The 13,688-nt window shown below is 71.1% G+C and carries 16 protein-coding genes; 5 read left to right on the top strand and 11 right to left on the bottom strand.

Annotated features, from left to right (window positions below; translation table 11 throughout):
* Positions 1 to 7: 7 nt before the first annotated feature.
* From BM041_RS17415 to BM041_RS17440, 6 genes are all read right to left on the bottom strand, one after another.
* Positions 8 to 790, bottom strand: a complete 783-nt coding sequence (locus tag BM041_RS17415) for an SDR family NAD(P)-dependent oxidoreductase (protein ID WP_092961138.1) — start codon at positions 788 to 790, stop codon at positions 8 to 10.
* Positions 791 to 844: 54 nt separating this feature from the next.
* Positions 845 to 1,222, bottom strand: coding sequence for a response regulator (locus tag BM041_RS17420; RefSeq protein WP_092961139.1), 378 nt, complete (start codon positions 1,220 to 1,222; stop codon positions 845 to 847).
* A complete protein-coding gene (locus tag BM041_RS17425) occupies positions 1,222 to 2,772 on the bottom strand; it encodes a sensor histidine kinase (RefSeq protein WP_092961140.1) in 1,551 nt (516 codons plus the stop codon). The genes BM041_RS17420 and BM041_RS17425 overlap by 1 nt, the downstream gene beginning before the upstream one ends.
* 141 nt (positions 2,773 to 2,913) lie before the next feature.
* Positions 2,914 to 3,285 carry an oxalurate catabolism protein HpxZ gene (gene hpxZ / locus BM041_RS17430; RefSeq protein WP_092961141.1) on the bottom strand — a complete coding sequence of 124 codons (372 nt, stop codon included), beginning with the start codon at positions 3,283 to 3,285 and terminating at the stop codon, positions 2,914 to 2,916.
* Positions 3,286 to 3,301: 16 nt separating this feature from the next.
* The gene (locus BM041_RS17435; protein WP_092961142.1) at positions 3,302 to 4,687 is read right to left on the bottom strand and encodes an AtzE family amidohydrolase; all 1,386 of its coding nucleotides are present in this window, start codon (positions 4,685 to 4,687) and stop codon (positions 3,302 to 3,304) included.
* Positions 4,684 to 4,866, bottom strand: coding sequence for a DUF4089 domain-containing protein (locus tag BM041_RS17440; protein ID WP_092961143.1), 183 nt, complete (start codon positions 4,864 to 4,866; stop codon positions 4,684 to 4,686). Before BM041_RS17440 ends, BM041_RS17435 begins: the two co-directional genes overlap by 4 nt.
* Before the next feature lie 118 nt (positions 4,867 to 4,984).
* On the opposite strand from BM041_RS17440, the gene BM041_RS17445 reads away from it, so the two are divergent.
* On the top strand, positions 4,985 to 5,830 hold the full coding sequence (locus tag BM041_RS17445; RefSeq protein WP_092961144.1) for a universal stress protein: 846 nt from the start codon (positions 4,985 to 4,987) through the stop codon (positions 5,828 to 5,830).
* Here the strand turns inward: BM041_RS17445 and BM041_RS17450 are convergent.
* On the bottom strand, positions 5,827 to 6,735 hold the full coding sequence (locus BM041_RS17450) for a DUF6282 family protein (protein WP_092961145.1): 909 nt from the start codon (positions 6,733 to 6,735) through the stop codon (positions 5,827 to 5,829). The genes BM041_RS17445 and BM041_RS17450 overlap by 4 nt on opposite strands.
* 43 nt (positions 6,736 to 6,778) lie before the next feature.
* The gene (locus BM041_RS17455; protein ID WP_092961146.1) at positions 6,779 to 7,519 is read right to left on the bottom strand and encodes an amino acid ABC transporter ATP-binding protein; all 741 of its coding nucleotides are present in this window, start codon (positions 7,517 to 7,519) and stop codon (positions 6,779 to 6,781) included.
* A gap of 125 nt (positions 7,520 to 7,644) precedes the next feature.
* On the opposite strand from BM041_RS17455, the gene BM041_RS17460 reads away from it, so the two are divergent.
* Genes BM041_RS17460 through BM041_RS17475 form a run of 4 tightly spaced genes read left to right on the top strand, consistent with a single transcriptional unit; the run spans position 7,645 to position 11,385 of the window.
* Positions 7,645 to 7,923 (top strand): (2Fe-2S)-binding protein, encoded by a 279-nt coding sequence (locus tag BM041_RS17460; RefSeq protein WP_245762137.1) that lies wholly within the window; start codon positions 7,645 to 7,647, stop codon positions 7,921 to 7,923.
* A complete protein-coding gene (locus tag BM041_RS17465; RefSeq protein WP_092961147.1) occupies positions 7,920 to 9,350 on the top strand; it encodes an FAD/NAD(P)-dependent oxidoreductase in 1,431 nt (476 codons plus the stop codon). The genes BM041_RS17460 and BM041_RS17465 overlap by 4 nt, the downstream gene beginning before the upstream one ends.
* Positions 9,347 to 10,456: an NAD(P)/FAD-dependent oxidoreductase gene (locus BM041_RS17470; protein WP_092961148.1), complete on the top strand. Its 1,110-nt coding sequence runs from the start codon at positions 9,347 to 9,349 to the stop codon at positions 10,454 to 10,456. The genes BM041_RS17465 and BM041_RS17470 overlap by 4 nt, the downstream gene beginning before the upstream one ends.
* Complete coding sequence (locus tag BM041_RS17475) at positions 10,453 to 11,385, top strand: dihydrodipicolinate synthase family protein (RefSeq protein WP_092961149.1); 933 nt, start codon at positions 10,453 to 10,455, stop codon at positions 11,383 to 11,385. The genes BM041_RS17470 and BM041_RS17475 overlap by 4 nt, the downstream gene beginning before the upstream one ends.
* Here BM041_RS17475 and BM041_RS17480 read toward each other — a convergent pair.
* From BM041_RS17480 to BM041_RS17490, 3 genes are all read right to left on the bottom strand, one after another.
* On the bottom strand, positions 11,348 to 12,058 hold the full coding sequence (locus tag BM041_RS17480) for an amino acid ABC transporter permease (protein ID WP_092961150.1): 711 nt from the start codon (positions 12,056 to 12,058) through the stop codon (positions 11,348 to 11,350). The genes BM041_RS17475 and BM041_RS17480 overlap by 38 nt on opposite strands.
* Complete coding sequence (locus BM041_RS17485; protein ID WP_092961151.1) at positions 12,058 to 12,726, bottom strand: amino acid ABC transporter permease; 669 nt, start codon at positions 12,724 to 12,726, stop codon at positions 12,058 to 12,060. Before BM041_RS17485 ends, BM041_RS17480 begins: the two co-directional genes overlap by 1 nt.
* A gap of 88 nt (positions 12,727 to 12,814) precedes the next feature.
* Positions 12,815 to 13,630, bottom strand: coding sequence for a transporter substrate-binding domain-containing protein (locus BM041_RS17490; RefSeq protein WP_092961152.1), 816 nt, complete (start codon positions 13,628 to 13,630; stop codon positions 12,815 to 12,817).
* Positions 13,631 to 13,688 lie beyond the last annotated feature (58 nt).

Consider the following 13,688-nt stretch of genomic DNA (forward strand, 5'->3'; position numbering starts at 1 on the left):
GCTCCGGTCAGAGGGCGTTGACGGAATGGCCGCCATCGATTGTGACGACGCTGCCCGTCATATGGGCGCCGGCCTCGCTGGCCAGCAGCAGCAGCGGGCCCGTCAGGTCATCGACGCTGCCGAGCCGGCGCTGCGGAATGCGCTTCACCATGGCCTGGCCGGCCTCGCTGGCGAAGAAGTCGCGGTTGATCTCGGTGGCGATGTAGCCCGGCGCCAGCGCGTTCACGCGGATGCGGTGGCGGGCGAGTTCGACCGCCATCTGCCGCGTCAGATGCACCAGCGCGGCCTTGGCGGCGGAATAGCCGGCGACGCCGGGGATCACGCGCTCCGCCAGGATGGAGGCGATGTTGACGATGCTGCCGCCCTTGCCGGCCGCCACCATGCGCTTCGCCACCGCCTGCCCCACGGCGAAGGCACCGCGGAGATCGACCGCCATCACCTGGTCCCAATCCTCCGCCGTGTGGTCCAGGAAAGGGCGTGTGGTGGCGATGCCGGCATTGTTGACCAGGATGTCCACCGGCCCGAAGGCGCGTTCCGTGACGGCCAGGGCATCGGCGATGGAGGCATCCTCCGTCACGTCCAGCGCCACGGCACGCGCGCCCTCCCCCAGTTCCTCCGCCAGGCCGCGCAGCGCGGCCGGCTTGCGCGCCCCCATCGCCACGCAGGCGCCCGCGCCATGCAGCACGCGGGCGAAGTGGCGGCCGAGCACGCCGGAGGCGCCCGTGACCAGCGCGACGCGCCCGGCCAGGGAGAATGCCGCGAAGGGCGACCCAGCCCCGCTATCCGCCATGCCCAGCCTCCCCGGTTCTTCCGCTGCTGGCTTCGCACCGGCGGGCGGCCCCGGTCAACCGGGCAGCAGCCGCCGCAATTCCGCGAGGACCGCATCCATGTCGAGCGGCTTGGAAAACAGGCTCACCGGCGCCTCCCCGTCGCGCCGGAACGCCTCCTGCCCGCCGGCGGGCGCATAGCCCGTCATCACCACCACCGGCAGGTCCGGCCGGGTGGCGCGCAGCGCGCGGATCAGCCCCGCGCCATCCAGCCGCGGCATGCGGAGGTCCGTCAGCAGCAGGTCCGGCGGCTGGCGCGCCGCGGCTTCCATCGCCGCCTGGCCATCCGGGGCCAGCACCACCTCATACCCCTGGGCGAGGAGTTCATCCTCGATCGCCATGGCGGCCAGCCCCTCATCCTCCGCCACGAGGATCCGGCGTGCGATGGAGGCCATCAGCAGGCGACCGGCAGGGGCGCCAGCCCATCGGCGGTAGGTTCGGCGATCGCCAGGGTCATGGTGAAGCAGGCGCCCCCCTCGGGCAGGTTCGCGGCCGCGATGCCACCGCCCATCCCGCGCGCCACCGCGGCGGCCAGCGACAGGCCGAGCCCGCTGCCATGGCCCGGTTCCTTGGTGGTGAAGAAGGGATCGAAGATCGACTGGCGCAGCGCCTCCGGCACGCCCGGGCCGTTGTCCCGCACCTCGATCACCGCTTGCCGCCCGGCCTGGCGCAGGGAGACGGCGATGCGGGCCGGCGCCGCGGCCCCGGCCGCGCGGGCTTCCAGCACGGCGTCGCGGGCATTGGACAGCAGGTGCAGCACCGCCTGTTCCAGCCCGGCGGGCGTGCCCGTCACGGCCAGGGCGGCCGACGGGGCGGAGAAGGACAGCGCGATGCCATCCGGCGCGTATTGCCCATCCGCGGTCCGCACCGCGGCACCGACCACGGCCGTGGCATCGAAGGTCTCCGCAGCCCCGGCATGCGCCGCCGCCAGGCCGCGGATGCGGCCGACCAGGTCGCCGGCCCGGCGCAGCTGGCCTTCCACCACGCCGATCGCCGCCATCAGCCGCGCGCCCTGTTCGGTCATCACCCCCGTCGCGGCATGGCGGGCATGGCGCAGCCACAGCAGGGCGGCGTTGAGCGGCTGGCTCGTTTCATGCGCCAGGCCCGCGCACATGGTGCCGATGGTCGCAAGCCGCGCCGATTCCACCAGCCCCGCCTGCAGGCGCCGCGTCTCCGTGATGTCGCGCGCGCTGCCGAGCAGCCGCTCCACCTCGCCTTCCGCATTGCGCATCGGCACCAGCACGGTCTGCCAGACGCGGTGGCCGCCTGGCGTCTCGGCCTCCATCTCGTAGTGCTGTACCGCCCCGGTTTCCACCGCGTGGCGCCAATGCGGCAGCACGCGTTCGGTGATGCCCGGGATGAAGCCGGCTTGCGCATCCCTTCCGACCACCTGCGCCGCCGGCAGGCCGAACAACCGTTCATAGGCGGGGTTGACGGTTTCCGTCACGAAAGCCGCGCCCTGCCGCTCCACCCGCAGCACGAACAGCGCTTCCGCCAGGTTGGTGATGAAGGCCGCGGTCCGGGCCTCGCTGTCCAGCGCCCTCGCCTCGGCCGCGCGGCGCTCCTCGACCTCCCGCGCCAGGGCCGCCGGGCTCGGCAGCGCCAGCAGGCGGGGCAGCAGCGGCCAGAGCGTGATGGCGGTCGCGATGGAGACGGCCGCGCAGAAGGCCTTGATCAGCCCTTCCGCCAGCGGGTTCGGGTGGAACATCGTCCAGGCATGGGCCAGATGCGTGGTGCCGCAGGCGATGATGAACAGCGCGAACAGCCCGAAGATCCAGGGATAGGCCAGGTCCCGCCGCCGCAGCGCGAAGACGACCAGCGCCGCGGGGATGGAGAGATAGGCCAGCCCCGTCCCCACATCGGACAGCAGGTGCAGCCAGGCCAGGTCAGGGTCCACCAGCATGCAGACGCCTGGCGGGGCGAGGTTCGGCGCGAAGCTGGGCAAGGGGCCGGATTCTCGTGCAGGAGGGGGAGAGTGGCGTGGTCGGCTTCCACCCCCTCCTTACCAGCAGCCCGCCGCCGACGCCCTCCGCCAAGGGGGCATCGCAACGCATCATCACGCGCGATTGAACGAATCGCGGCGACGTCAGCCCGGCATCAGCGACACATGCGCGGAAACGACGCGCCAGCCCTCCGGCATCCGCACCCAGGTCTGGCTCTGCCGGCCGATCCGGCCATTGCGGGAGAAGGTCGTGTTGGCCGTCGCGAAATCGCGGCCATGGGTGGTGATGACGGTCCGCACCAGCTCACGCTCCAGCCCGACCGAGGGGCGGGAGGCGCGGAAGGCCATGATCTCCTCATAGCCGTGCAGGATCTCCCCGGCGCCGTAGCGGATGGTGCGCGGGTCGTTCCAGAACAGCTCGTCCAGCACCGCGACGTCATTCGTCACCAGCGCGACCTCGTAGCGCTGGAAGGCGGCGGTGACCTCGGCCACCACCTCGGGGATATCGATGTCCATCAGGCTTGGTCCTTTTTCACGAGGGGGGCGGGGTCGGGCAGCCGGCCAGGCCGGCATCGGCCAGGGCGGCGGCGGCGCGGAACAGCAGATCCTCCCGCCAGGGCGGGGCGACGAGTTGCAGCCCGACCGGCAGCGTGGCGCCGGCGCGGGCGGGGTCCGCCAGCGGCACGGCCATCGCCGGCAGGCCGATGGCGGAGAAGGGCTGGGTATAGACGCCGAGATGCGGCCGCGCCGCCACCGTCGCCCCATCCACCTCCATCACCGCCGTGCCGATCGGCGGCGCGACGCAGGGCAGCAGCGGCGCCACCAGCACGTCGCACATGTCGAAGATGCGTGACGCCGCCCGTGCCCAGGCGGCGCGCACGCGCTGGGCCTGGGTGATCCAATGCGCGGGCAGCAGGGCGCCCGCCAGGAAACGGTCGCGCGTCAGCGGATCGAAGTCATCGGCGCGACGACGCAGCGACGGCAGGTGCAGGTTCGCCCCCTCCGCCAGGGTGATCAGCATCGCCGCGGCCCGCCCCTCCGCCACCAGATCGGGCGCGATGCGGGTGGTGGCGCCGAGCACCGCCGCCGCCAGCCCGACGGGCGCCAGGGCCTCGGCGTGGCCACCCCGCTCGAAATAGCCGGCGGCGATGCCGAAGCGGATGCCCCCCAGCCCCCGCAGGCCGCTCACCGGCTCGATCGCCCTCGGCGCCTGGGCGGGGTCCGCGGGGTCCTCCCCCTGCATGGCGTCATGGACCAGCGCCAGGTCATCGAGGCTGCGCGCGAAGGGGCCGACATGGTCGAAGCTGCCGGCGAACAGATGGGCGCCGCGGCGCGACAGCCGCCCATAGGTCGGCTTCAGCCCCCAGATGCCGCAGAGCCCCGCCGGCACGCGGATGGACCCGTTGGTGTCGCTGCCGATGCCGATCGGTGTGAGCCCCGCCGCGACCGCCGCCGCCGACCCGCCGGAGGACCCGCCGGCGATGCGCGCGGGATCATGCGGGTTGCGCGTGGGCCCCGCATGGGCGTTTTCCGTGGAGAAGCCGAAGGCGAATTCATCCATGTTGGTGGCGCCGATCACCACCGCCCCGGCCGCGCGCAGACGCTGCACGGCGAAGGCATCCTGCATTGCCGGCGCCGCATCGCGCCGGATCTTCGATCCCGCGAGCGTCGGCAGTCCTTCCAGGTCGAACAGGTTCTTCACGGCCAGCGGCACGCCGGCCAGCGGGCCGGGATCGCGGCCCGCCGCGATGGCGGCATCCACCGCCGCGGCCTCCGCCCGCGCACGGTCGGCGGTGACGGCGGTGAAGCAGGTCAGCGCGCCATCCCGCGCGGCGATATCGGCCAGCGTGGCCTCCACCACCGCCACCGCCGTCGTCGTGCCGGCGCGGATGGCCGCGGCGGTGCGGGCGGCGTTCATGCCCGGAACACCGGGGCGGCCTCCTCCGCCTCGGTCAGGGGCACACGCTCGATCAGCGCCGCCGCCGCGACCGCGACCTTCAGCCCTGCGATCACGCCCGGCATCTGGTGCGGCGCGATGGGCAGGCCAAGGAGGGCGGCGGTGGCACGGGCGTGGGCCTCAAGGTCTTCGTCGGTCATGGGCGCCTTCCAGGCAAGGTCCGTGCCGCCATCAAGGCGGCGTGATGCTTGATGCCGATCAAGGCCCGAAGACGCGCCGGCGCGCAACCTGCCCCGCCAATGGGCAAGGAGCCGCGACATGGCCTTCAAGGACCTGCTGGTGCATCTGGACGGCACCGATCACGCCATGGCGCGGCTCGACTACGCCGCGGGGCTGGCGGCGCGGCACGGGGCGCATCTGGTCGGGCTGCATGCGGTGGAGGGCGGGCTGCCCCTCGGCCTGACCTCCGACATGGGCGGCGCTTCGCTCGGCCTGCTGCTGGCGCAGTTGCGGAAGACGGCGGAGGCCGACGCCGCGCGCATGCGCGCCGCCTTCGAGGACCGCATCCGCCGCGACGGGTTGCAGGGCGAATGGCGCGAGGCGATGGACATGCCACCGGAGGCCGTGGCGCTGCACACGCGCTACGCGGACCTCGCCGTGCTCGGCCAGCCGGAGCCCGGCAACGCCCAGGCCACGATCAATGAGATGATCCTGGAAGCCGTGCTGTTCACCGCGGGCCGGCCCGTGCTGATGCTGCCCTATGCGGGGTCGTTCACACCCACGCCGCAGACCGTGCTGGTGGCCTGGAATGCCAGCAAGGAAGCCGCCCGCGCGGTGCATGATGCCCTGCCCCTGCTGCAGGCCGCCGACCAGGTGCGCGTGCTGGCGGTGAATCCCCGCCAGGGCATCGGTGGCCATGGCGATGTGCCCGCCGCCGACATCGCCCTGCACCTGGCCCGCCATGGCGTCGCCGCCACGGCGCAGCACACGGTCGCGAACGAGATCCGCGAATCCGACGTGCTGCTGAACAGCGCCACCGATCTGGGGGCAGGGTTGCTGGTGATGGGCGCCTATGGCCATTCCCGGCTGCGGGAAATGGTGCTGGGCGGCGTCACACGCGGCATCCTCGCCCGCATGACGCTGCCTGTCCTACTCGCGCATTAATCGATGCCGAACAGCGCGGCGGGGTTGGTGGAGGTCATCCGCCGCAGCTCCGCATCGCTGAATCCCTCGCTCTGCACGAGGAGAAGGTATTCGCGAAACGCCTCGACCGGCGGCGGCAGCAGGAAGACGCCGGCGTCGGAGGAGAGGATGCAGCGATCGCCCGCGGCGCGGATGCGTGGCGTGAAATCCTGGATGGTGCTGGCGGAGGAGATCTTGTGCTTCTCCTCATCCACATGGGTCAGGCCGACCTGCGTCGCATGGGTCAGGATGAAGAAGCTGAGCTCCACATAGCCGCCCAGCGCCACGATGGCGGCGATCTGGTCCGTGCTGTAGCGCGACCCGTGGGTGCGGATCCGCGTCACGCCGCGCTTCTTCGCCTCCTCCGCCAGCGCCACGGCTTCTCGGCCGGAGACATGGCCGCAATCGAACACCACGTCGCGCTCGGCGCAGAGATCCATGATGGCGCAGACGACATCGGGAACGACGTTGTTCTCCGGCACCTGGAAGGTGGTCTCCAGGAAGGCCGGGCCGCGGCCCTCGCGTTCCGCGATGTAGCGGGTGTGGTGCGTGGGCAGGGACACGAAGCGCGCCCCCGTGCCCGGGCCGTAGCCGTAGCCGATGGCAGCCTTGGCCACTTCCAGCGTCACGCCGCCCGCCGTCGGCTGCATGATCACGCCGCCGAAGGCGTGACAGCCGAGATGCCCGAGTTCGTCATTCGCCAGCGCCGCGAAGCCCGAGGTGTTCTGGAAGTTGCACATGATGCCGATGGCCTTCATGCCGGCGGCGGCGGCCTGGCGGACGGCCTCGAACACATTGACGCTGCGGCCGTTGAGGTGCGGCGCGCAATGCACATGGCAGTCGATGGCGCCCTTCAGCAGGTGCGAGCCGGGCGGGAGGTAGGGCATCAGGGTGTTCCTTGTCGGGCCCCGGGGTGGGGCGGGGCGCGCTTCAGTGCCGCAGGATCTTCGCGGTGAATTCCTTCAGGCGCGGGCTTTGTGGCGCGTCGAAGATCTGCGCGGGTGGCCCCACTTCGACGACACGGCCCTGGTCCATGAAGACGACGGTGGTCGCGACTTCGCGGATGAAGGCCATCTCATGGCTGACGATCAGCATCGTCATCCCCTCGGCATGCAGGGCGCGGATCGTATCCAGCACCTCATTCACCAGTTCGGGGTCGAGCGCGCTGGTGACCTCGTCCAGCAGCAGGATGTCGGGATGCAGCGCCAGCGCCCGCGCGATGGCGACGCGCTGCTGCTGCCCGCCCGACAATTCGTCCGGATAGGCGTTGAACTTCGCGCCGAGCCCCACCTTCGTCAGCAGCGCGCGCGCCTCCTCCTCCACCTGCGCGGAGGGGCGCTTCTTCACCAGGGTCGGCGCGATGGCGACGTTGCGCAGCGCCGTCATGTTCTGGAACAGATTGTACTGCTGGAAGACGATGGCGAAGCGGTCCCGCGCCGCGCGCAGGCTGGCGCGGCTGGCGTAGTCCACCACCTCATCCCCGATGGTCACGCGACCCGCGCGCGGCTTCAGCAGCCCGACCAGGGCGCGCAGCAGGGATGACTTCCCCGACCCGGATGGCCCGATCAGCCCCACCACCTCGCCCTTCGCGAAGCGGAGCGTGACGTCATTCAGCACATCCGCCTTGCCGCCATAGCTGGCGGTCAGCCCATCAAGCGCGAGGAAGGCCAAGCCCGATCCCCCTTCCCGGTTCCATCGCGGGGAGTGTCCTTGCGCGATCCCATCGCCGTCAAGCGCGCCAGGGGGGGGGCGAGGGGGGCATGGACGCGATCGCAGGTCGCGATATGCTCACAAGCGTGGCAGATGATCTTCGCATCGCGGGCATGACGCGCCCCGCACCCGTCGCCTTCACCTTCGATGGCGTGGAACTGCGCGCGCCGGAGGGCGAAAGCCTCGCCGCCGCCTTGATCGCATCCGGTATACGCAGACTTGGCGAGGGCCTGGACCCCGCGCGTCCCCGCGCCGCGCTCTGCATGATGGGCGTGTGCCAGCAATGCCTGGTGCGCGTGGATGGGCGCCTCGCGCAATCCTGCCTCGTGCCCGTGCGCGCGGGCATGTTGGTCGCGCCGGCATGATCGATATCGCAGTGCTGGGCGCCGGGCCGGCGGGCATGGCCGCGGCGACGCAGGCCGCACAGCGCGGCGCCAGCGTCGTGCTGTTCGACGAAAGCCCCGCGCCCGGCGGCCAGGTCTATCGCGCCGCCCCCGCCGGCTACGCCATGCCGCGCGACGCGGATCGCGCGGAGGGCGATGCGCTCCGCGCCGCCCTCGCCGCCAGCAATGCCGTGGTCAGGACGGGCCATCGCGTCTGGGGCGTCGGCGGCGGGCCGCTGGTGCCGCTGGGGGAGGCCGCCGCCCCCTTCCGCCTGGATGCGCTGGCGCCCGATGGCAGCAACACCATCACGGAAGCGCGCGCCCTGGTGCTGGCGACCGGCACGCATGAACGCATCATCCCCTTCCCCGGCTGGACGCTGCCCGGCGTGCTGGGCCTGGCGGCGGCGACGATCCTGCTGAAGGCGAATGGCGTGCTGCCCGGGCGGCGCGTGGTGGTGGCCGGGGCGGGGCCGCTACTCTATGCCGTGGCGGCGAAACTCGCGAAGGCGGGCGCGACGGTCGCCGCGGTGGTGGACCTTGCCGCCACCAGCGAATGGATCGCCGCACTGCCCGCGCTGATGGCGCGGCCGGATCTGCTGGCCCGCGGCGCCGCCTGGCGCGCGAGCCTGACGCTGAAGGGTGTTCCCGTACTGGCCGCGCACCGCATCGTCGCCGCGGAGGGCGTGGGCGTGCTCCAGCGGGTTCGCGTGGCGCCGCTCGCCGGCGGCGATTACCGCGTCTTCGACTGCGATGCGCTGACCATCGGCCATGGCCTGGTGCCCGCCACGGAGGCCACGCGCGCCTTCCGCGCCGCGCATCGCTACGTCGCGGAATCCGGTGGCTGGGTGCCCGTGCTGGACGAGGATCGCCGCACCTCCATCCCGCTGCTCTACGCCTGCGGCGATGGATCGGGCGTCCGTGGCGCGGCAGCCGCCCCGGCTTCCGGCCGCGTGGCCGCGCTGGCGGCGCTGCGGGACCTCGGCCTGATCGACGCGGCCAGCCACGCCACGTCGCGCGCCAGCCCCGCCGCGGATTTCGCCCGCGCCTCCCGCGCCGGTGGCGCGATGGCGCGGATGATGGCGCTGCGCCCGGCGCTGGTCGCCGCCATCCCGCCGGAGACGATCATCTGTCGGTGCGAGGGCGTGACCCGCGCCCAGATCGAAGCCGCGGTGGAGGACGGCGCCACCGCGATGAACCAGGTCAAGCAGTTCACGCGCTGCGGCATGGGGCCCTGCCAGGGGCGGCTATGCGGGGAAGCCGCGGCGGAACTCGTCGCCGCCAGGGTCGGCGGGCGGGAGAAGGCCGGCTTCGCCACCGGCCGCGTGCCGCTGCGCCCCGTCGCGATGGACGCGCTGCTCGGCGATTTCGACTATGCCGACATCCCCGTGCCGAGGCCCGCCCCGATATGAGCGCGCCCTTCGATGTCGCCGTGATCGGCGCTGGCGTGATGGGCTGCAGCACCGCGCTGCACCTGGCGCGCGCCGGCATGAAGACCGTGCTGCTGGACCGCGGCGCCATCTGCCGCGAAGCCTCCGGCGTCAATGCCGGCACGCTCACCATGCAGATGACGCGCGCCGCGCTCGTCCCCTACGCCTTGCGCGCGCATGAGATGTGGATGCGCATGGCGGAATGGTGCGATGGGGGGCATGTGCAGGCCGTCGATTGCCCCGGCCTCTCCGTCGCCTTCACCGAGCATGAGATCGCCATGCTGGAGGAACGCGCGCATTTCCGCCGCCAGGCCGGCGCGCCGATCGAGATCGTCAGCACCGCCCGGGCGCGAGAGATCGAGCCCGGCCTCTCCGACAAGGCGCTGCTGGCCGGCCATTGCCCCATCGACGGATTCACCAGCGCCTATCTGACAGGCCGCGCCTTCCGCCCCGCGCTGCTGAACGCCGGCGTCGAGTTGCGGGAGGACACGGCGGTGCGCGGCATCCAGCCCGGCTTCTCCATCGACACGGAAGCGGGCGAGTTGCGCGCCACGCGCGTGGTGCTCGCGGGTGGCGTCTGGCTGCAGGACATGGCGGCCTGGCTCGGCATCACGCTGCCGATCAAGGTGCTGATCAACCAACTCGTCGTGACGGAACGCCTGCCGCCCGTGATGCGCACCGTGCTCGGCGTCGCCTCCGGCCTGCTCAGCCTGAAGCAATACGCCAATGGCACGGTGCTGATCGGTGGCGGCTGGCAGGGGATCGGGGATCGCGAACGCGGCGGCCTGGCGGTGAAGCCGGACAGCTTCCTCGGCAATGTGCGCCTCGCCGCCCACACCATCCCCGCCTTGCGCGATGCGCGCGTGGTGCGGTCCTGGCTGGGGCTGGAGGCCGAGACGGCGGATGCCCTGCCTGCCATCGGCCCGATCCCCGGCGTGCCGGATGCCTGGATCATCGGCAGCGTCCATTCCGGCTACACCAGCGGCCCCTATATGGGGAAACTCCTGGCCCAGGCCATCTGCGGCCAGGCGCCGGAGTTGCCGCTGTTTCCCATCGACCGCCTGCTGGCGAAGGACCAGGCCGCATGATCCCCGAAGGTTCTTCCCGGTTCCACGGCATCTATCCCTCCACCGTCCTGCCGATGCGGGCTGACTTCTCGCCAGACTGGGACGCCTATGCCCGCCACACCGCGCATTGCACGCTGCGCGATGGCATCGCCGGCGTGCTGATGAACGGCCATGCCGGCGAGAACTTCGTGATGAGGCGCGCCGAGAAGAAGCGCGCCGTGGAGGTCACGGTCGCGACCGTCGGCGCCACCCGCATCGTCGTCGCCGGCGTGAATGCCGAGAGCAGCCTGGAAGCGGCGGCCGAGGCGCGGGAGGCACGCGACGCCGGCGCCGACGCCATCATGGTCTTCCTCCCCAACAGCTTCGCCCTCGCCCACTCCACCGCGCAGTCGGTCCTCCATCACCGCACCATCCGCGATGCCGTGCCAGGGATGCCCATCTGGCTGTTCCAGGCCCACCACGCCGCCGGCCGCATGGGTTTTCCGCCGGCCACGCTCGACGCGCTGCTGGAAATCCCGGAAGTCGTCGGCATCAAGGAGGGTGGCTGGGAGGTCGATGGCTATGACGCGCTGCGCCGCCAGGTGCGCGCGAAGCGCCCCGATGTCGCGGTCTGCGCTTCCGGCGACGAACACCTGTTTGCCTGCTACGTCCATGGCTCCGACGGATCGCTGGTCTCGCTCGCCGATCTGATGCCGGATGAGATCGTGGCGCTGGACGCTGCCGTCCGCGCCAACGACCTCCCCGCTGCCCGCGCCCTGCACGAACAGCTGGAACCGCTGGCGGAGGCGATCTACGGCGCGCCTCCCGGTGGCCGCGCCACCGCGCGGCTGAAATTCTGCCTGGTCGAGATGGGCATCATCCCCTGCCCCGCCATCCGCCCGCCCCAGCCGCCCGTGGAAGGCGAGGAAACCGCTATGCTGCGGGCAGCGATGAAGGCTTCCGGCTTGTGAGGCGCCTCTCCGCGTAGCGGCCGAGATTGGCCAGCACGAAGCTCACGCAGAAATACAGCACCAGCGCCGTGCCATAGGTCAGCAGCGCGGAGAAACCGCGCTGCGTCAGCATCTTCGCGGCGAAGGTGACCTCGATGAAGCCGATCTGGCTGACCAGCGACGTCTCCTTCACCATCGACAGCACATGCACGATGGAGGGCGGCAGGATCACCCGCCAGCTCTGCGGCAGGATGATCCGCCACATCGTCGTCAGCGCGCCGATATTCATCGTCAGCGCCGCCTCCCACTGCGTGCGCTTCACCGTCTCGAACCCCGCGCGGATATTCTCCGCGGCCAGCGCCGACATGCGCAGCGCCACCGCGGTGACGGCGATGACCCAGAGCGGCGCCTCGACCTTGGCGAACTGGCTGAGGAAGAAGACCAGCAGCAGCAGCACCAGGAAGGGGATGCGGCGGAACACCTCCACCCAGAGAATGGACGCCGCCCGCACCGGCGCCACCGGCATCACCTGGGGCAGCCGCAGCACCGCCATCACGAAGCCGATCGCGTAGCCGATCCCGCATCCCGCGACGGAGGCGAGCAGCGTGTTGCCCAGCGCCTCCAGCAGGAACTTCATGTTCCACCAGGTGAAGAACCTGGGGGCCTCCATCAGGATGATGTCCCAGGCCGACATCAGAACACCTTCGCCTTCACCCGGAACAGCCAGCGCCCCACCAGCCACAGCAGGGCGGAGGCGATGACGGTCAGCGCGATGTAGATGACGGCGACGATGGAAAAGATCTCGACGGACCGGAAGCTGATCGCATTCGCGTTCAGCGCGCGTCCGGTCAGCTCCTCCACCCCGAAGATCGCGGCCATGGAAGTGCCGAGCGTCATGATGATGTAGTGGCTGGACAAGGCGGGATAGAGTGCCCGGACGACATGCGGCGCGATCACGTACCAGACCGTCTGCGCGCGGCTGAAGCCCAGCGTCTCCGCGGCATCAAGCTCCGCGCGCGGCACGCTCTCGAACCCCGCGCGCTCGATCTCCGTGAGGTAGGCGCCGGCATTCAGTGTCATGCCGATCAGTACCGCCGCGACGGGGGAGAGGATGATGCCCATCTCCGGCAGCGCAAAGAACAGGAAGAAGATCTGCACGAGCTGCGGCGTATAGGTGAAGAAGCGCACATAGGCGATCACCGGGATGCGCGCCGCGCGCGGCCCGAAGCTCAGCACCGCCGCACCGACCAGCCCGATCAGCAGCCCGCCCGCGAAGGCGACGGCCGCGATCCACAGCGCGGTCAGCGCGCCTAGCAGGAAATCGGGCAGGTACTGCCATACCTGGCCGTATTGGAGGGTCACGCTGTCATACGCTTTCGCCGCTGGGCGCGACCCCCACCCTGACCCTCTCCCGCGACAGCGGGGGAGGGAGCAGGCGGAGGCGCGATGATCAGAACATCGGGTTGAAGGGGATCGGCGTCGTCATCGGCACGCCGAAATACTTCTCCCACGTCGTGTTCACGAAGCCGGTGCGATGCAGCTCGAACAGGATCACGTTCAGCACATCGCGCAGCGCGTAATTGCCCTTCTGCACGCCGATGCCGACCCAGAAGCTGGCCAGCACCTGGTCCAGGATCTTCCACTGCACCGGGAAGTTGCGCATCGGGATGACGATGGATTCCGCCACATCCACCATCGCATCGGCACGCCCCTGCGCCAGCGCGCGGAAGCAGTCGGGGTAGTTGTCCAGCAGCGTGACCTGCGCCTGCGCCGCATTGGCCTGGATCCAGGGCACGCCCACGGTGCCCCGCACCTGCACCAGCCGCACCGCGCGGTTGTTGAGGTCGGCCGGCGTGTTGATCGGCACCGCCGTCCCGGTCTGCTTCGTCAGCACCACCATGGACTGGGTGTGCAGCGGCACGGTGTAGTCGATGACCAGCGCGCGCTCCACGGTGCGGGTGATGGAGCCCAGCACGATGTCGATGCGGTCCGACTGCAGGAAGGGAATGCGGTCGGGGCTGCCGACCTGCACGATCTCCAGCTCCACATTCATCCGTCGCGCGATCTCCCGCGCGATGTCGGCGTCGAAGCCGTCGATCTGGTTGCGCTCGTTGAACAGGCCCATCGGCGGTAGCGTCGGGTTGATGCCGGCGCGCAGCCGCCTGGTGGACAGGATCTGGTCCAGCGGCCGCGCCTGCGCGGCGGAACCCAGCATGGGCAGTGCGGCGGCGCCGGCGGCAAGGCCGAAGATGTGGCGGCGATTCATGGATGCTCCCTTCGTCGATGATGGGCGCAGCCGTGACGGCCGCGAGCCACGCACGCTA

Source organism: Falsiroseomonas stagni DSM 19981 (genome assembly GCF_900114315.1).
Lineage (GTDB): Bacteria > Pseudomonadota > Alphaproteobacteria > Acetobacterales > Acetobacteraceae > Falsiroseomonas > Falsiroseomonas stagni.

Coding starts and splice junctions, on each gene's coding strand:
- hpxZ (WP_092961141.1), bottom strand. CDS start 3,285: ATGGACATCGATATCCCCGAGGTGGTGGCCGAGGTCACCGCCGCCTTC.
- BM041_RS17465 (WP_092961147.1), top strand. CDS start 7,920: ATGATCGATATCGCAGTGCTGGGCGCCGGGCCGGCGGGCATGGCCGCG.
- BM041_RS17490 (WP_092961152.1), bottom strand. CDS start 13,630: ATGAATCGCCGCCACATCTTCGGCCTTGCCGCCGGCGCCGCCGCACTG.
- BM041_RS17470 (WP_092961148.1), top strand. CDS start 9,347: ATGAGCGCGCCCTTCGATGTCGCCGTGATCGGCGCTGGCGTGATGGGC.
- BM041_RS17415 (WP_092961138.1), bottom strand. CDS start 790: ATGGCGGATAGCGGGGCTGGGTCGCCCTTCGCGGCATTCTCCCTGGCC.
- BM041_RS17445 (WP_092961144.1), top strand. CDS start 4,985: ATGGCCTTCAAGGACCTGCTGGTGCATCTGGACGGCACCGATCACGCC.
- BM041_RS17450 (WP_092961145.1), bottom strand. CDS start 6,735: ATGCCCTACCTCCCGCCCGGCTCGCACCTGCTGAAGGGCGCCATCGAC.
- BM041_RS17420 (WP_092961139.1), bottom strand. CDS start 1,222: ATGGCCTCCATCGCACGCCGGATCCTCGTGGCGGAGGATGAGGGGCTG.
- BM041_RS17435 (WP_092961142.1), bottom strand. CDS start 4,687: ATGAACGCCGCCCGCACCGCCGCGGCCATCCGCGCCGGCACGACGACG.
- BM041_RS17480 (WP_092961150.1), bottom strand. CDS start 12,058: ATGTCGGCCTGGGACATCATCCTGATGGAGGCCCCCAGGTTCTTCACC.
- BM041_RS17475 (WP_092961149.1), top strand. CDS start 10,453: ATGATCCCCGAAGGTTCTTCCCGGTTCCACGGCATCTATCCCTCCACC.
- BM041_RS17440 (WP_092961143.1), bottom strand. CDS start 4,866: ATGACCGACGAAGACCTTGAGGCCCACGCCCGTGCCACCGCCGCCCTC.